The sequence below is a fragment of the Desulfallas sp. Bu1-1 genome (genome assembly GCF_015594625.1).
GTDB lineage: Bacteria > Bacillota > Desulfotomaculia > Desulfotomaculales > Desulfallaceae > JADNRQ01.
Genome location: NZ_JADNRQ010000013.1, coordinates 63453 through 80142, shown reverse-complemented (window position 1 = coordinate 80142; position 16690 = coordinate 63453). Strand labels below are relative to the sequence as shown.

Sequence of the window (16690 nt, the reverse complement as noted above, 5' to 3'; positions counted from 1 at the left end):
TAATAATATCTAAATCAAGTATTTTGGCCATGATATAAAATCAAGGGGGGTTTTTGAGGTGAAGCTAAAAAAATGCAAAAAAATAAAGCCTGTATTTACAAGGCTTTAAGATTTTTCGAATGTACTAGTGGAAAATAGAGAGGTGAACCCTGTTGAGGTTTTGCATTGTCACTTGTTATCCTTTTAATCCTTACGTGGACGGAAAGGTGTGCACCCTGGAAATCAACAACCTGCACATCTGGGCCACTGTCATGGAGGGAATCCATTACAGCGGCACCGGTTTTGCACTGGGATGGTACGGGGTGGGCTATGAATTTTTCAATAACTTTGACGTGGTGATGGTTCTGGTCCGGGACGGTTTAATTGAGCCGGCCATAAAAATCAAGCAGCGTTCCAAGGCCAAATTAATCGTTTATCCCGAGCCCGAGCTGGAACACTTCACTTCTTTTACCCCGCGGGACGCCCAGGTCAGGCTGGTGGAACTGCTGAACATGGCGGATGCGGTGGCGGTTCCCAACGCGGAAACTGTCCCCTTCTTTCAGGCTTTGACTTGCAAACCGGTTGGTTTTATCGGCCTTCCGTTTCCATTGAAAAGGGTGCGGGAAAAGCTTTGCCCCCCGGTGCAAAAAGAGGTGGAAATCCATCTCGGGAGTTTCATGGGTTCCTACTGGTCCCGCAACGGGTTGGCCAATTTAGTCACCCTGTCGAAAATAGGCCTGCCGGGTGCGGTAGACCTGCAGGATCCCAAGGAAAAAAAATATGTTGAACTGTTCGGCAAACATATTCCGCTTTCCTCCATCAGGTGTTACCACTCCGTTTCCTGGGATCATTACATTGTTGAGTTAAATAAGTCCAGTTTGGGTGTGCACATGGATTTTCGCCTGACTTGGGGGAGATTCCCCATTGACTGCGCCGCGGTGCGAATGCCTTGTATCGCGCCGCAGAATTTATATACGCAAAAGATTTTATTTCCGCGTTTGTGCGTGCCGTATCACGATATAGAACAGGCGGCGAAACTGGCCAGGAAATTATTGTCGGACCGGGCTTTTTACGATGAAGTAATGGAGTACGCGGAATCCCGGTTACACCTGTTTGATTACGAGGAGTCGAAAAAGAGACTTTTAAATCTCCTTTAAAAAATGACCTGGAGGCTGGATATGCGAATAGATCAAATCACCCCGTTATTGAAATACGGGGATGCGATCAGCCATACCGTCTTATATCTGCAGGAGAGGTTGAAAAATACGGGCGTTGTTTCCAATATTTACACCCCGGCCGGGAAGCGGGAAATTGGCGGAAGATCATTGGATCTCCATGAGTTTCAAGAACCGGGGGATCAAATTATCTACCATATGTTCATGGATTCCCAGGCGGCACAATTTGTGGCGGGGCTTAAAGCGCGGCAAAAAATAATGGTTTACCACGGCATCGTCCCGCCGGAATATTTCAGCGACTACCCGTCCAGGACACACCAGTTGAGGGGCCGGGAGGAGTTGAAATTTTTAAAAAATTACATGGACCTGGTCATTACCAACTACAAGTACCACGAGCGGGAATTGCACGAACTGGGTTTTGAACGCACGCTGGTACTGCCGCCGCTGGTAAACCTCGGGGATTACGACCGGGAGCCCGACCCGCACCTGTTAAAGCTGTATCGCGATGATCACGTCAACTTGCTGTTCGCCGGCCGGATCAGCCCCAACAACAAGCAAGAAGACATTATCAGCGTATTTAATTACTATCACAAGCGAGTTAATCAAAAATCACGGCTGTTCCTGGTGGGCGAATACCGGGGGAACCCGGGCTACTATCGCAAGCTGCTGGCGCTGGTAAATGAGTTGCAAATTAAGAATGTCTTCATTACCGGGCGGGTTTCCTTTGCGCAGCTGCTGGCGTATTATCAAGTGTCTCATGTCTTTTTGAGCATGAGCGAATACGAAGGCACCTGTACGTCGCTGATCGAAGCCATGTATCTCAAGGTGCCCGTCATCGCGTATCATTTCGGGGTCGCGGCGGAGGTCCTGGGGGAGGCCGGGCGGTTGATCCGCGACAAGGATATCCGGGAAACAGCCCGGCTGGTTGACCGGCTGGCAACCGGCGGGCAAGCGAGAGAGCGGGTTTTGGAACGGCAATCCGCGAGAGTTGCCGGTTTTCACCCGGATCAGGTGTTCCCAAAATATCAAGAGGTCTTAAATCTTTAATTCCGAAAGGGGCGGCACTGGTGAAGCCTAAAGTGGTTATTCTTTGCGGCGGGAAAGGTACGCGCCTGCGGGAAGAGACTGAAAACAAGCCCAAGCCGCTTGTTAAAGTGGGCAATTTTCCAATCCTGTGGCATATCATGAAACATTACGCCCATTACGGGTATAACGACTTTATCCTGTGCCTGGGTTATAAAGGCGAACAAATCAAGGATTATTTTATTAATTATAAGTTTTACCGCTGGGACCTGCAGCTGAATTTAAAGTACGGCATTAAATCGTTCATGCAGGATATGGCCGAGGTTGAAGACTGGGACATTACTTTTGCCGACACGGGCCAGGAAACCAATACGGGCGGCCGGGTCAAAAAAATTGAAAAGTATATCGACGGGGATTATTTCTTCTTAACCTACGGCGACGGTCTTTCCAACGTAAATCTCCATGAACTGGAAAGGTTTTTCCTGCGAAAGGGTAAGACCGGGGTGATCACGGGCATCAGGCCGCGTTCCAAGTACGGGGAAATTGCCGTTGACCCGGAAGGCATTATCACTGAATTCAAGGAAAAACCTTTCCTCGACAATTTTATTAACGGCGGCTTTTGTGTCTTCAGCAGGAAAATTTTTGACTACATGGATGAAAATTGCATTCTGGAGAACGAAGTATTTGAACAGTTGGTCAGTATGCGGGAACTTGCCGTATACGTGCACGAGGGTTTTTGGAAGTGCATGGATACATATAAAGATTACCAGGAACTGAATGAAATGTGGTACGGAGGCAATTCCCCGTGGAAGGTATATTAGTTACCATGAGTTACCAGGTGCCTGGCACTTGCACCTGGCACCGACTGTGGGAGGTGTATTAGTTGCCGGTGGTCGCTGGAGAAAGTTACCAGGTGCCTGGCACCGTGTTAATTATCGGTGCTTCCGGATTGATCGGCAGTTGTTTGTACGAAACATTGAAAGGTGATTACCAGGTTACCGGCACTTTTTTTTCTTATCCACAAAAAGGTTTGATCAAACTGGACATGATGAAGCGGAACCATGTCCGACAATTAATGGAGGAACTGGTTCCCGGTGTGGTGTTTATTCCCGCAGCCATGCCCAACGTAGAAGCATGCGAAGAAAACCCGGGGCTCTGTTATCAAGTGAACGTCGAAGGAGTTGGTTATGTTTTGGAGGCCGCCGCCGGGGTCGGGGCCAAAATCGTGTATTTCAGCACGGACTATGTTTTTGATGGAGCGGCGGGCCCTTATGGTGAAGATGAACCGCCCAATCCCATATCCGTGTACGGCAGGGCCAAATATGCCGTGGAACAGCGGATTCAACAATCCCGCGGTCCCTGGCTCATCATTCGTACCACGGTGGTCTACGGCCCGGAACAGCAGGGGAAAAATTTTGTATTGGGCTTAATCAGGCGCGTCAAACAGGGCGAGGTGGTGAAAGTTCCCCGGGACCAGGTGGGCACCCCCACTTATGCTCCCAATTTATGCCGGGTGGTTAAAGAACTGGTCGAGCTGGGGGAAGAGGGGATTTACCACGTGGCCGGTCCTGATTTGATAGACCGCTATCAGTTTGCCCTGGAGGCGGCTCAAATCTTCGATCTTGATCAAAATCTGATTGTGCCCGTAACCACGGCGGAGTTGAGTCAAAAAGCCCCCCGGCCTCTGGCCGCGGGGCTCAAAGTTGACAAGGTGCGGGCCCTGGTGACAACCCCTTTGACCGGCGTGCGCGATGGGTTGCGGGAAATGAAAAGGGTGCTGAAACAATAACGAGGAGGAACAACATGCCTTATCAAGCGGGGGATATTATAAAAATAAAAGATGGTTTCGCCCTGGTGGCCGTCCGCGAAAGTGAAACATGCCATATCTGGCCGGTGACAACGCCCGCGCCCCGGGGGGCGGATTGCGTCCTGGAAGCGGCGGATATCGCCGCTGTGGACCAAAGCCTGGATCTGCCTTTGGGGGTTGATTTGAACTGCCGGTTTAAAGTTGGCGCCGGTGAGATCCAGGGTGCGGCGGGGGCAATTACAGCATCCTGCCTGGAAAAACTCTGGCGGGGCGATTTCGCCCGCCGGGCCGGGCAATATTACAGCCTGTTCCACCGGCCGGCGCCTTTTAAACCGGGCCAGACCTGGATATCTTGCTCCGGCAAGGTCTACGACGAGCAGGAAATGGTTAATTTAATCGATGCCGCGCTGGATTTTTGGCTGACCGCCGGCAGGTACGCGTCGAGTCTCGAGCAAAAACTGGCCGGCTACCTCGGGGCGCGTTACTGCCTGTTGACCAATTCCGGGTCTTCGGCCAACCTGCTGGCCGTTTCCGCCCTTACTTCGCCCAAACTGGGCGAGCGCCGGCTCAAACCCGGCGATGAAGTAATCACCGTGGCCGCCGGTTTTCCCACCACCGTTACGCCCATTGTGCAAAACCGCCTGGTGCCTGTTTTTGTGGATGTGGACCTGGAAACATACAATGTCAACGCCGGGCAGTTGGAGGCCGCCGTCGGCGCCAGGACCAGGGCCATTTTCCTGGCCCATACCCTGGGCAATCCGTTTAACCTGGATGCCGTGACGGAAATCGCCCGCAAATATAATCTCTGGTTGATTGAGGACAACTGCGACGCCCTGGGTTCAAAATACAGGGGTAAATATACCGGCACCTTCGGTGACCTGGCCACCGTCAGCTTTTACCCCGCCCACCACATTACCACGGGAGAGGGAGGGGCGGTCATTACCAGCGACCCGTTGTTAAAGCGCATCGTGGAATCTCTCCGCGATTGGGGCAGGGACTGCTGGTGCCCGCCGGGCCATGACAATACCTGCAAGCGGCGGTTCCAGCAGCAACTGGGGGACCTGCCCCGTGGTTATGATCATAAATATACCTATTCGCACCTGGGCTACAACCTCAAGCTTACGGATCTGCAGGCCGCCGTGGGGCTGGCCCAGCTGGCCAAGTTGCCCGGTTTTATTCAGGCCCGCGGGCGGAACTTCCAGTTGCTATCCGAAGGCTTGCAAAAGCACAGCGACCGGTTTATCCTCCCGCGGGCGACGAAACATGCGGACCCCAGCTGGTTCGGCTTTTTGCTTACCCTGCGGCCGGGTGCGCCCTTCACCAGGCAACAGTTAATCAATTACCTGGAAGAACGCCGTATCAGAACCAGGCTGCTGTTTGCCGGGAACATGACCCGGCAGCCCGCCTTCCGGGGGGTGGAGCACCGGGTGGCGGGGGATTTGAAAAACACCGACATAATTATGAACAATGCATTCTGGATCGGCCTGTACCCGGGGCTTGGTGAACGGGAAATCGAGTACATCCTCGATACCTTGGACAATTTCATTAAAGGGGTTGAAGCCGGTGATTGACGGGGTTGTGATTAAACCGCTCAGGCAAATTCCCGATGAGCGGGGCAAAATCATGCACATGTTGAAAGAGACCGACCCGGAATTTGAACGGTTCGGGGAAATCTACTTTTCTGTGGTTTACCCCGGCGTGATCAAGGGGTGGCATATCCACCGGCGGATGACCCTTAATTACGCCGTGGTTGCAGGAATGATCAAGCTGGTGCTGTATGACGAGCGGGTAAATTCTCCTACCCGCGGGGAAATCCAGGAAATATTCATTGGCGAGGATAACTACTGTCTGGTTAAGATTCCGCCCATGGTGTGGAACGGGTTCAAGGGCGTGGGCACCCAAAAGGCCATCGTGGCCAATTGCGCCACCATTCCCCACGACCCGGAGGAAATCGAGCGCCTGGACCCCCTGGATAACCATATCCCCTATAACTGGGAGCTGAAACACCGGTAAAATTAAGAGCCCCCTGTAACCGCAGGGGGTTCTTATTGCCGTTAATTTCGGGGACTTTTTTTAATTGTTTTGGAAAATGAAAACGGGGCAGGAAGTAGCTCTCCTACCCCGTTTCGATTTTCATTTAAAATATGGGCAAAAACACCCGGAGGAAGGGGAAAATGAGGGAAGGGGCTTGAGGATTTTTAAACGGGTTTTTACTTTTCTTTATTTTTAGTGTTAGGGATATTGATGTTCACTGACCGGCTGCAGCCTCCTGTTTTGGGCATTAACCCGCCGGGGAATGCGGGCGGGAAATCTTTAACTGGTGGGACCGGAAAACCCGCTATTCCCGGCTGCACCGGGTTTGACGGGAATATTTGTGGTTGGGGGGCGGGTGGTGCAACCGCTTCGGCAACCAGCGCCAGGTTGTCAACCAGCAAGCCGCTGGTCCCGCTTGCGGGCGGTTCCAGGCGGATTACCATCTGGGCGGCCACAGTACCCAAGGGCACTTCACCATATTCTTCATAGTAATTCCATCTTTTTTTGGATATATCGCGGCCCCTGATCGTGATGACCATGCCCGGTGGTATGGCTGTGCCCAGCGCGCTGAAGAAATTTACTTCAGCTCTTACGTTGGATACGCCCTGGACATCCTCGTTATAAAATTTCCTGGCGAGGAATGAAAACTTGACCGGAGTGCCGGGGATTAAAAACATAACTACTTGTGATAACTCAGCAATTGAGGTTGGATCGGTCAGCAGCAGCGCCGATGTTGTGCCGCAGTAGGCAATATCGCCATATGCCGATACGGTGCCCTGGGTGTAGAAATTTACCAGCCCGTTTTCAAACCCCCTGTTTAGCAGAAGCTGTTTGGCCATTATATCACCTCGGTTTATTTTTACACTTATAACCTATTCTCACAAGTGTTTTTTGGTTACCGGATGCAAGATTTTTTACAATTATGAGATTTTTTGTATGATTGTGTAGCGTGATTAATTATTTAACATATAATGGTTAAAAATTCATAAACAAAACAGGGGTGGGACAATGCCAATAATTATAGGTAGAAATTCGATTGCGCTACCCGTTAATTTTTTGCCCTATGACACCCGGGAGCTTATTCAGATCGGGAATTTTTCCGGCCTCGCGCTGGGGGTTAAAGTATTTGCGGGCGGCGAACATTACCAGAATAATGTGGCTAATTATCCTTTAAAAACATTTTATTTTTTTACCGGGGAAATTCATAAGGACGGTTTCTCCAAAGGCCCGACCGTCATCGGCAACGATGTTCTGGTGTTGTATAATGCCACGATATTGTCGGGGGTGAAAATAGGCGACGGCGCCATTGTCGGGGCCTGCTCGGTGGTTGCCAAAGATGTCCCCCCGTATGCCATAGTTGCCGGGAACCCGGCCAAAATTATCAAGTATAGGTTTTCGGAGGAACAAATCAAGGCTTTGCTTAGAATAAGATGGTGGGACTGGAGTGACCAGGAAATAAAGGAGTTTGAAGAATACTTTTTTGCGGGTGTTGATATATTTATTGAGAAAGCATTTGAAAAAATGGAAAAGGAAGGTAGGCTATAAGAATAAAAAATAACTCGCCGCCTGGTCTGCAATAAAGCCAAAGCGACGAGTTTTTTTTGTTCGCTTAAATTACACCCGGACAGTATCTGAAATTATTATTCCCGGCTAGAGAAGCCTGAGTATTCCCAGGCCGGATAGGCGTTCCAACAAGAACTCCCTGTGAAAGGCCGGCCGGTTGAAATATCTCAGTTCCTCCCGCCTCCGGAGAAATGAAGATTTCGGGGCAATATCATCATAATGCGTGTGCCAGCCGGCAGCCCTTTCTTCGGGATGCCACCGGGGCTTTCTGTCGGTGAAAACCTTTTTTTCCCCATGGCTCTGGGATCGTATGGGGTAATGTTTCATCAGGAACTTGTATGGAAATACCCGTCTTCCCGCGAAAGCAATTTCGTGCCCGCCTGAGAAAGATAACAATACGGGTTTGCCGGTATTTTTCCAGGCATTTATTCTGATAAAATCACCGGGATGCTTGCTGAATTCAAAATACTTAAAATAACTTTCAAAATCGGAACCTGGTGTAAAGCCATTGTCCAGAGGGCAGAATGTGAGCACGGTATGATCAATGGCGTTAAACCCCATGCGGTCGACCCGGTAGATTCCTTTTCTTAGATTCACGCCCGGCCATGGTGATTCTCTAATTTCGTCCACGTCATGGTGAATGAACCAGTCTGCGTTTATTTTCTTTACCAGTGCTTCCGTCCGCCTAAGTAACCCTTTCAGGTGAAAATAGTTTTCGCGCCCTTCCGGGGGATATCTTTCGCTTCCCAGGAAAAAGTCATTTCCTTCAAATTGCTTGATTATTTCATAAGTAGCATCCGTTGACCAGTTTTCGATTATATACACATGGATTTCCTGGTCAATTAAACGTTTAATTGATTGATAGATAATATCTTCTTCATTATATGCCGCCATAATGGCTGCTACCTTGAAGTTAGCTGGGCAGTTGAATTGCAGGTTATTTTTTTCAATAATTGAAAGGATGTTGGTTTTTTCGCCGCTGGTGTCGTCGAGTGCAAGCCCCGTATGTGTTACATTAAAACCAAAAGATAATAGAAATTGTTCAAATTCCTTTAGATTCCATTTGCGCGCCGGCGATGAATGCGAAAGCGCCAAATCCGCTGCAGGGGCGGATAACAAACATACCGGGGCATAATCCATCCATTTTTTAATTGTTGCAAGTAAATGATAGGGGTTGCTTAAATGCTGGATGACACCTGTACAAATAATCACGGAATTGCTTAATAACTCTTTGGGCAGATTTATTCTTACCGGATTTTCAAGGTCATGTTCCAGCCATTTAACAAAGGGAAAAAGCCTGTTATTCAAATGAAAATCAGAACCGGAACCTATGCCGATAATTTGGAAATTTGGATAAAAAATGGTAAGACTCGCGCCATTCCCGCAGCCGATATCAATTATGTATTTACACTCGTAGCGGTGCCCCAGGAAGGCGGCAAGTAAATAAATATCCGGCTGGTAGGTTGTGCCTGGAAAATTGCTTTCGTGAATTTTTTTAAACATTTTAGCAACTCCTTTTTGTTAATTAGTAACAAAGCGTGTTTCACTGCAAAACGGGCATTTTGCTGAGTAAGAAATAAAAAGGCACGTCAATGACGTGCTCTGGCTGAATACTTTGACCAGGCTGCCTGCACAATTCGGTTAATCCTCATCCCCCTCATCAACTTCACCACGCCCGGGGACATACACTTGTACGAGTAATTTGGTTTCACCCACTACCTCTATAGAAATCTCCATTTCGGTTTCCAGCTTGATCCGGTGGTCTTCGGTGATTGCCGATTCCACTACAGCAGGGCATTTACTTACCGTTATTTTGGCATCCAACGTGCCGGTATGCTGGCAATCGTAATCTTCAAGAGGTAAAGATTCCTCAAATTTTACAGGGTACCGCAGTACATCCGTTTCTTTACCGTTATTATACGCGTACCAGACGTGTGCTTCATATATCCCCTTGGCGCCAATAGTAAGTGATTTTGTGTTTATATCTTTCACCTCCGGATCGTTCAGCCTCAGTTCCGTCACCGAACACCCTAAAATCTGGCTGGGTATGACGCCACGGGGCAGGTCAATGTAATGAGTGTATTTTAATGATTTTCGGGTTGTTCCGCATACAGCATTGGTTATAATCTCCCGAAATGTTTTTCTGGGAAAACCGAAATTTCTTTTTTCCACTGCCGTCGTTTTATTCACTTTTATCCCTCCCGTTAAAACAAGACCTTCCGGTTTGGTTTATGTGAACCTTATTTTTACTCAACCGCCAACTTATAATATGTTTTTTTTAGGATAAATGTGCGGTAAAAACTTGAAAAAGTTTTTAATAATTACATTTATTGTTTGGGCAAAAAAACTTTTAAAAATATATCTTGGCGGGTATTTATGTTTACCTTAATCCCCTTTTTGTAACTTTCCAATTGAAAAACCCTCTCATGTTTCTCTTCATTATTAACAGAAATTTTCTTGTTATTATCATCGTAGATATTTTCGTTGGTTTGCATGGTGGCGGGCTTGGAGAAAAGCTCGGATGAATTGGTTTGAGCTTCTGCAGTGGGAAAAACCGCTTTTTTCTTACCGGCCCGGGGGTAACCCCACCAAAACGGCCACCAGGGGGCAAGCAACGGAGGCTTTATTCTTCGATTATGGATTTTTTCTTTTTTGTTTTCTTTTTTGGAGTCTTCCCCCGGGCTTTTATGTAGTTTTTCATCTACCTTTTTATTCACACCGGATTGTTCAGCGCTGGAATCCATGTAGCATATGGCCCTCCTTTCAGTTGTTGTTTAATTTTTATTTAAGACTATGATGCAATGCGGTTTTTTGTGCAAACAGGTCTATTAACATAAGTAAACCCCCTTGCAGGGGTAAGGGGGTTTAGATACCGTTCAACGGCCCCAAATTGGGTCAAATGAGGTGCAGCATTTTGCTGTAGGTTTCCTAAAAAATTCTTTCAACGCTGATGATCCGGAAAAGATCCGGAATTAAAATGGCTGTGGCGAACTCAATATTAACGGGGGTGGCTACTCCAGGGAGAAAAGTAAGCACGGTAAATGGAACCGATGGAATTGGGGACACCAGCTCAAGATAACCTTCTTCCAGATTGGCAGGTGTGCTAATTCTGGTCAATAGTGCCCCGACAACTTTTTTGATGGAGTCTTCAAAAGTTTGAAATTCAACGTTTACCATTGTATCCTGGAATGCTTGATCAAGCCTTTGGAAAAAGTTTTGATTAACAACGGTTTTTGTCAGGTTCGAGTCTTTATTGATTTCTGGACGATCGGGAGTTATGATCTTTTCTTCAGCCATTTATAACCCCTCCTTTGTTAAGTTTTTAAAATAGTCTTTCTACACTGATCACCCGGGTAATATTGCGAATAATAATAGCTGTGACAAATTGGATGCTCACGGGGGTGGCTACTCCAGGCATGAAAGTAAGAACCTGAAACGGGATAAGTGGGATGGGGGACACCAGCTCAACGTAGGTCAACGAAGTATTGTGGTCGGTGCCGATTCTAGTTAGTGTTGCCCCGGTAACTTTTTTAATGGAGTTTTCAAATGTCTCAAACTCGACATTTACTACCATGTCCTGAAAGGCTTCATCAAGTCTTTGAATAAAGGTTTGCTTAAAAGCGCTTCTGGTTAATTGAGGGTCCTTGTTGACATTGGCGTGCTCGCGGCGCCCTGAGCGATCATTGTATCCGGGACGCTCGGGGCGTTCTGACGCTATTTCTTTCTCCTTTACGCTATCGGGATGTTCTGACACAATAAATCTCTCCTTTGCTAATTAAAGATTGATTACGCTGCAAAAACCGTTACTTGTATCTGGCGCTCCGGCGGCATCAATCGTTCGTTTCACAATTTTACTCTTGAGGCCGGTAAAACTTGTAGTTAACGCTTGCAACTCACTGCCTAACTACTTCTTCACGCCCTAAGGGGTCATGACTCTTGGGATATGACGGGCTAGTGACCGCATCCAGTGCTTCACTCACTCCAGAAATCCGCCGGATCGCCTGCCGCTGTGGTATTTTTGCAGCGAAATCAAGATTCAATTATAATGTATGATTAATTATTACCTATTGTTAATAAAAATAGAAAATTATGTTAAAAATGATCTAACGTTTACCTTAAAAACAATTCCGACTTTTTGGGGCAGATGTATTTCAAAGGAACCAGATGGCATTAAGGCACAAAAAAATCTTGCCTGCGGGCAAGATCTTCACTATATCTTCAATAATTAAAAATTCTACTCCTCAACACCTTAACTGCCATCTCTTCCCTCGGCGGGCTGATAAGTGCACACCCAAACCCTTGATTCACAGATGATCTGGGAACGGATATTCAGTTCAACTTTGATTAAAATCTTGTCATTATCGATGATGGTTGCTTCTACAAATTCAGGATCTTTGGCCAGTTCCACCTTGGCCTCAACCGGCCTGGCGCTGCCGCCGAATTGATCAACCGGAATGAATTCCCTGACTTTAACTGCCTCCTTTAATACCGCGGTGGTTTTGCCGTTATTGCAGGCGTACCAGACGTGGGCCGCGAAAAAGCCGCCGATGGCGACGCCGGGTTCCCGTCTTGCCGGTGTTTCATCCAGGCGGGTGTCAGCGGTGATTTGACAGGTGGTCACGGTTGCCCCAAGCACTTGCGCAGGTAGTTGTCCGTCCGGCAGCTTGATTAATTTTTTCACTTGAAATGTTTTTTGGACATTGCCGTATACGGCTTTGGTAATGATTTCTCTATATTTTTCGGGTTCCATTTGGAGCATAAGTATAAACCTCCCCAAGGCGAAAAAAATAATTTGACTTTTTTTGATTAATGTATGTGTGGCGGGGGCAGGGTGTGCCTGAAATAGAAAAGCTTGCCGTTCTTTTTATGATCGCTCCGGTTAAAAAATAAAAATAGTTGCCGGTTTGGGCAACTATTTTGCATAAAATTAAATTTATGCATAGTTGTTTTAAATTGATGCGGGCTGCCAGATTCCATCCACAAGTTGTTCCAGGTTGACTTGCTTGCCTATCTGGCGATAGGTTTGGATATAAATCTCCACGACCCACCTGGATTGGAGGTGGTACTGCCTGGGGGAATCACCGCCGATGGTTAACCGGAAAATTGTATTTTGTTTCATTTAAACCACCTCCGAGATATTTTATATTATACATATTATACAAATAAATATGTAACAAGGCAACAATTAATTGGAGTTTTCATTAAACTTTTTCAGGTTTTTGAGATTTGGGCCGTTTTGCAGTACAATAAAGTTGTGAAGCCGGTTGGCCCGGCCGGTGACTTTAACAATAGCGGGAGGAAATTCGGGAGGAAATTAATGAAGAAAATATTTGTGGTCGACGACGACCCTGATATAGCGGGTATTATAAAAAAATACTTGGAGCGCGAGGGGTTCGAAACAAGGGTGTTCAACGGTGCGGACGGCCTTTTGGCGGTGATGGACCGGGAATGGCCCGACATGTTTATCCTGGATATTATGATGCCGGGCATGGACGGCCTGGAACTATGCCGGGAAATTCGCCGCCGTGGCAATGTGCCCGTTATCTTTGTTTCCGCCCGGGGCGAGGAAGTGGACCGGGTGCTGGGCCTGGAACTGGGCGGGGACGACTACCTGACCAAGCCGTTCAGCCCCCGGGAACTGGTGGCCAGGGTGCGCACGGTTTTACGCCGGTCCGCTGCGCCCCCGCCGGCGGAAGCGGAAATCAGGGTGGGGGACATCACCGTCTATCCCGCCAGGCGGGAGGCGACTGTTGGCGGAAGCGTCCTGGACTTGACGGTGAAGGAGTTCGACCTGTTGCACCTGCTGGCCGGGCACCCGGGACAGGCTTTGAGCCGGGACCAGATTCTGGACCGGGTGTGGGGCATGGACTACGTGGGGGATACCCGGGCCGTGGATGACGTGGTCAAGCGGCTGCGGCGCAAATTAAAGGAAAAAGGGGCCCGGACCAGGGTAAGCACGGTCTGGGGTTACGGGTATAAAATCAGTGTTTAGGAGAAAAAGCATCGCCTGGCGCATTGCCCTCGGTTACCTGGCGGTGATAGTTCTTACCTCTCTGCTCATGGGGGCGTCCTTCTGGTTTTTGTTGAGCCGTCACCTGGAGCAGGCGGCCAGGGACAGTTTGCTCCGGGACGCCCGCAACCTGGCTGGTGTTATGGACGTTCTGCCCGGAGAAGGAGACCGGCCCCGCGGCATGATGATGCACCATTACATGACTTACCAGGTGCTGGGCCGGGTGATCCAGGGGGAATACCTGCTGGTCAACGGCCGGGGCGTGGTTTTGGAAAGCAGCCTTGCCGGAGTGCCCGCCGGCAGCGTGCTGGACCCCGCGGTAATCGCCGAGCTGGCTGCTTCCGGTGTTTACGAGGGGCGGGTGACCCTCGGGAACGAGCGCTACGTGGCGGCGGCGCGCTACCTCGGAAACGGCACCCGGGGCGGCGGGGCGGTGGTGCTGCTTACCAGGGTGGAGGGCCTTGAAGAAATACTCCACGACCTTCTGTCACTATTCCTGGTCAGCCTTGGTGTGGCGTCGCTGGCCGCCCTTGGTATCACCATGCTACTGGCCAGGCGCATTTCCCGGCCGCTGACTCTGCTTAGGGAAAAGGCCCACCGGGTGGCCGAGCGCAATTTCGGCTGGCGGGTGGAGGTTGATACCGGCGATGAAATCGGCGAACTGGGGCTGGCCATCAATGCCATGGATGAAAAACTGGCGGAATACGACCGGGTGCAAAGGCAGTTTTTCCAGAACGCCTCGCACGAATTGAAAAGCCCCCTCATGTCCATCCAGGGATATGCCGAGGGGATCCGGGACGGCGTTTTTCGCGGCGAGGAGGCGGACCGGGCCCTGGAAGTGATCGTGCGGGAAACCGGGCGGCTGAAGAACCTGGTGGAGGAGCTGGTTTACCTGGGCAAGCTGGAGAGCCCGTCCGGGGTGTACCATTTCGAGGAAACCGAGCTGGCGGAGGTGCTCGAGCAGGCCGTGGAATCACAGCGCGTGGTGGCCATGGAGAAAAACATCTCCCTGGAGCTGGGGCGCTGCCCCGAAGTGAACCTCCGGGCGGACGGGGAAAAGCTGGTCCGGGTGTTCGTCAACCTGATCGCCAACGCGGTGCGCCACGCCCGTTCCCGGGTGGAAATTAGTGCGGGGCCCGCCGAAGGCGGCAAAGTCCGGGTAATAGTGCGGGACGATGGAGAGGGGTTCAGCGACGAGGACTTATTGCGCCTGTGGGAACGGTTTTACAAGGGCCGCCGGGGGGGCAGCGGGCTGGGATTATCCATAGCCCGGGCCATCGTGGAGGAACACGGCGGCGCAGTCCGTGCCCGCAACGCTAAAGCAGGCGGGGCGGAAATTGAGGTGACACTGCCCGTGCTGGAATAAATTTAGCGATTTACCGGTAATTTTACGGTTAAATAACATTTTTTTAACCCGAAAATGTTTGAATTTTTACACACATATTATATAATTAGCATATCATTTCTTTATCCACAATTGAAAAAGGAGGTATGTCCATGACCAAGGAATTAATCGACCAGATCCTGAGGGACATCGGCCTGGAAAAAATCGAAACCGATGCCGATGATCACAAGCGGGAAGCGCTGCCCGAAGGCGGAGAAAACAAAAAAGGCAAAACAAAAAAATAGGGGGGAGATTGGTTTGAATACGGGAAATAACTAGCCGGGGGCCGGTTTATAACATAAACCCGCCCCCGGTTTAGTTTTTGCCAGTTTTTTTTTAAATCTCCGTTAGCCCGGCGCTGTTCCCGCCAAACGGGTGCGATTCACGCGGCTCCTCTTTCTGGCTGTTTTCGTCCCGCTGGTACAGCACCCGGCGGGGGTAGGGGATTTCGATGCCCGCCCGGTCCAGCGCGTACTTGAAGCGGCGGCGCAGTTCCCGCTCCACGGCCCAGTGCTCGCCGGGCACGGTGGGGGCGATGGCGCGGATATTTACCGAGGAATCGGCCAGTTCAACCACGCCCTGAACCTGGGGGGTATCCAGAATGGTTTCAATCTCCCGAAAGGCGGTTTCGCACTCCTGCTTCAACACCCCGATGGCTTGATCAATGTCTTCCTCGTAGGCAATGCCCACCGTCACCACCGCCATCATTTGGCCCCGGTTGTAGTTGGTAACCCGGGTGATTTCCCCGTTGGGAATCACATGCAACTGGCCGGTCCACTGGCGTATTTTGCAGGTGCGCAGCCCGATTTCCTCCACCGTGCCGACAACACCGGCTGTTTCCACAAAGTCCCCCACATTAAACTGGTTTTCGAATAAAATGAAAAAACCGCTGATTACATCCTTAACCAGGTTTTGAGCCCCAAATCCCACCGCCAGGCCCAGGATGCCGGCGCTGGCCAGGATGGCGCTGGTATTGACGTTGAAAATCTCCAGGATCATCAGGCCGGCCACGAAAAAAACAATGTAAGTCAGGACGCTGCGCAGCAGTACCTCCAGGGTTTGGGCCCGCTGGTCCTCGAGGAAACTTCCCATGTCATCCCGCTGCGCGAAAACCTGTTTTACCGCCAGCCGCCCGATATTGACCACCAGCCTGGCCCCCACCAGCACGCCGGCGATTTTCAGAATCTTGACGCCCAGCGATTTGAGGTCTTCCGGTGAAATGATTTTAACGTGAAAAATTTCCAGGATGACCACGGCGGCGAGAAAATAGCTCCCGTACAGGAGCAGGGTCTTTAACAATACCCGCGCCGAGCGGGCGAAGCTGTCCGAAAGAACTCCCTGTACCGCCGGGGTGCCGTCCTCGTTTTCCCTGTCTTTTCTTTTATCCCGGAACAGCCGGTCTATTGCCGGGGACAAAATTTTGACCAGTAAATATGTAGCGGCAAGTACTGCAGCGGACAGCGCCAGGTCAACCAGTATCGTTTCCATGCGCTCCCGCGTTAGCCACTCCCGTAATAGTGTGGTGACGGAATCCAACAGCTGCGGCAAAATTCAATGCACCTCCGGAATCAACAAAATAATTTATCTGCTGGATATTATAGCATAGGGACCGGCATTTTCCCATTGATGCCAACCGTCTTCACCCATTTCATCCGGGGCAACGATTTCCCGTCCAAGATCCTGGAAGTACCGGCGGGTTGAAAACGATGTGCCAC

19 protein-coding genes are annotated in these 16690 nt (G+C 49.9%); 10 read left to right on the top strand and 9 right to left on the bottom strand.

The window, feature by feature from the left end:
- Nucleotides 1-152: 152 nt before the first annotated feature.
- The 6 genes from IT084_RS12375 to IT084_RS12350 all read left to right on the top strand — a co-directional run bounded on the left by IT084_RS12375 (nt 153) and on the right by IT084_RS12350 (nt 5997).
- On the top strand, nt 153-1136 hold the full coding sequence (locus IT084_RS12375) for a glycosyltransferase (protein ID WP_195713207.1): 984 nt from the start codon (nt 153-155) through the stop codon (nt 1134-1136).
- 21 nt (nt 1137-1157) lie between these two features.
- On the top strand, nt 1158-2201 hold the full coding sequence (locus IT084_RS12370; RefSeq protein ID WP_195713206.1) for a glycosyltransferase family 4 protein: 1044 nt from the start codon (nt 1158-1160) through the stop codon (nt 2199-2201).
- A 20-nt stretch (nt 2202-2221) separates the two neighbouring features.
- Nucleotides 2222-2998 carry a sugar phosphate nucleotidyltransferase gene (locus IT084_RS12365; protein ID WP_195713205.1) on the top strand — a complete coding sequence of 259 codons (777 nt, stop codon included), beginning with the start codon at nt 2222-2224 and terminating at the stop codon, nt 2996-2998.
- A gap of 68 nt (nt 2999-3066) precedes the next feature.
- Nucleotides 3067-3966 (top strand): SDR family oxidoreductase, encoded by a 900-nt coding sequence (locus IT084_RS12360; RefSeq protein WP_313885474.1) that lies wholly within the window; start codon nt 3067-3069, stop codon nt 3964-3966.
- A 14-nt stretch (nt 3967-3980) separates the two neighbouring features.
- The gene (gene rfbH, locus IT084_RS12355; RefSeq protein WP_195713203.1) at nt 3981-5555 is read left to right on the top strand and encodes a lipopolysaccharide biosynthesis protein RfbH; all 1575 of its coding nucleotides are present in this window, start codon (nt 3981-3983) and stop codon (nt 5553-5555) included.
- Complete coding sequence (locus tag IT084_RS12350) at nt 5548-5997, top strand: dTDP-4-dehydrorhamnose 3,5-epimerase family protein (RefSeq protein ID WP_092484071.1); 450 nt, start codon at nt 5548-5550, stop codon at nt 5995-5997. Before rfbH ends, IT084_RS12350 begins: the two co-directional genes overlap by 8 nt.
- Nucleotides 5998-6194: 197 nt before the next feature.
- Here the strand turns inward: IT084_RS12350 and IT084_RS12345 are convergent, their stop codons facing one another.
- The gene (locus IT084_RS12345) at nt 6195-6857 is read right to left on the bottom strand and encodes a hypothetical protein (RefSeq protein ID WP_195713202.1); all 663 of its coding nucleotides are present in this window, start codon (nt 6855-6857) and stop codon (nt 6195-6197) included.
- A 169-nt stretch (nt 6858-7026) separates the two neighbouring features.
- Here IT084_RS12345 and IT084_RS18660 point away from each other — a divergent pair, with 169 nt between their 5' ends.
- The gene (locus IT084_RS18660; RefSeq protein WP_195713201.1) at nt 7027-7563 is read left to right on the top strand and encodes a CatB-related O-acetyltransferase; all 537 of its coding nucleotides are present in this window, start codon (nt 7027-7029) and stop codon (nt 7561-7563) included.
- A 105-nt stretch (nt 7564-7668) separates the two neighbouring features.
- On the opposite strand, the gene IT084_RS12335 is transcribed toward IT084_RS18660, so the two are convergent.
- From IT084_RS12335 to IT084_RS12305, 7 genes are all read right to left on the bottom strand, one after another.
- Nucleotides 7669-9084 carry a glycosyltransferase gene (locus IT084_RS12335; RefSeq protein ID WP_195713200.1) on the bottom strand — a complete coding sequence of 472 codons (1416 nt, stop codon included), beginning with the start codon at nt 9082-9084 and terminating at the stop codon, nt 7669-7671.
- 138 nt (nt 9085-9222) lie between these two features.
- On the bottom strand, nt 9223-9771 hold the full coding sequence (gene cotE, locus IT084_RS12330) for an outer spore coat protein CotE (RefSeq protein ID WP_195713199.1): 549 nt from the start codon (nt 9769-9771) through the stop codon (nt 9223-9225).
- Nucleotides 9772-9908: 137 nt separating this feature from the next.
- Nucleotides 9909-10325 carry a hypothetical protein gene (locus IT084_RS12325; RefSeq protein WP_195713198.1) on the bottom strand — a complete coding sequence of 139 codons (417 nt, stop codon included), beginning with the start codon at nt 10323-10325 and terminating at the stop codon, nt 9909-9911.
- A 184-nt stretch (nt 10326-10509) separates the two neighbouring features.
- Complete coding sequence (locus IT084_RS12320) at nt 10510-10878, bottom strand: hypothetical protein (protein ID WP_195713197.1); 369 nt, start codon at nt 10876-10878, stop codon at nt 10510-10512.
- A 25-nt stretch (nt 10879-10903) separates the two neighbouring features.
- Nucleotides 10904-11335, bottom strand: coding sequence for a hypothetical protein (locus IT084_RS12315; RefSeq protein ID WP_195713196.1), 432 nt, complete (start codon nt 11333-11335; stop codon nt 10904-10906).
- Between the two features lie 495 nt (nt 11336-11830).
- Nucleotides 11831-12340 (bottom strand): outer spore coat protein CotE, encoded by a 510-nt coding sequence (gene cotE / locus IT084_RS12310; RefSeq protein ID WP_195713195.1) that lies wholly within the window; start codon nt 12338-12340, stop codon nt 11831-11833.
- A gap of 189 nt (nt 12341-12529) precedes the next feature.
- Nucleotides 12530-12700 (bottom strand): hypothetical protein, encoded by a 171-nt coding sequence (locus IT084_RS12305; protein WP_195713194.1) that lies wholly within the window; start codon nt 12698-12700, stop codon nt 12530-12532.
- 198 nt (nt 12701-12898) lie between these two features.
- On the opposite strand from IT084_RS12305, the gene IT084_RS12300 reads away from it, so the two are divergent.
- From IT084_RS12300 to IT084_RS18655, 3 genes are all read left to right on the top strand, one after another.
- Nucleotides 12899-13573, top strand: a complete 675-nt coding sequence (locus tag IT084_RS12300; RefSeq protein ID WP_195713193.1) for a response regulator transcription factor — start codon at nt 12899-12901, stop codon at nt 13571-13573.
- Nucleotides 13566-14957, top strand: a complete 1392-nt coding sequence (locus IT084_RS18850) for a cell wall metabolism sensor histidine kinase WalK (protein ID WP_195713192.1) — start codon at nt 13566-13568, stop codon at nt 14955-14957. The genes IT084_RS12300 and IT084_RS18850 overlap by 8 nt, the downstream gene beginning before the upstream one ends.
- A 131-nt stretch (nt 14958-15088) precedes the next feature.
- Complete coding sequence (locus IT084_RS18655; RefSeq protein WP_279327872.1) at nt 15089-15220, top strand: hypothetical protein; 132 nt, start codon at nt 15089-15091, stop codon at nt 15218-15220.
- A gap of 91 nt (nt 15221-15311) precedes the next feature.
- On the opposite strand, the gene IT084_RS12290 is transcribed toward IT084_RS18655, so the two are convergent.
- The gene (locus IT084_RS12290) at nt 15312-16523 is read right to left on the bottom strand and encodes a mechanosensitive ion channel family protein (RefSeq protein ID WP_243276940.1); all 1212 of its coding nucleotides are present in this window, start codon (nt 16521-16523) and stop codon (nt 15312-15314) included.
- Between the last annotated feature and the right edge of the window lie 167 nt (nt 16524-16690).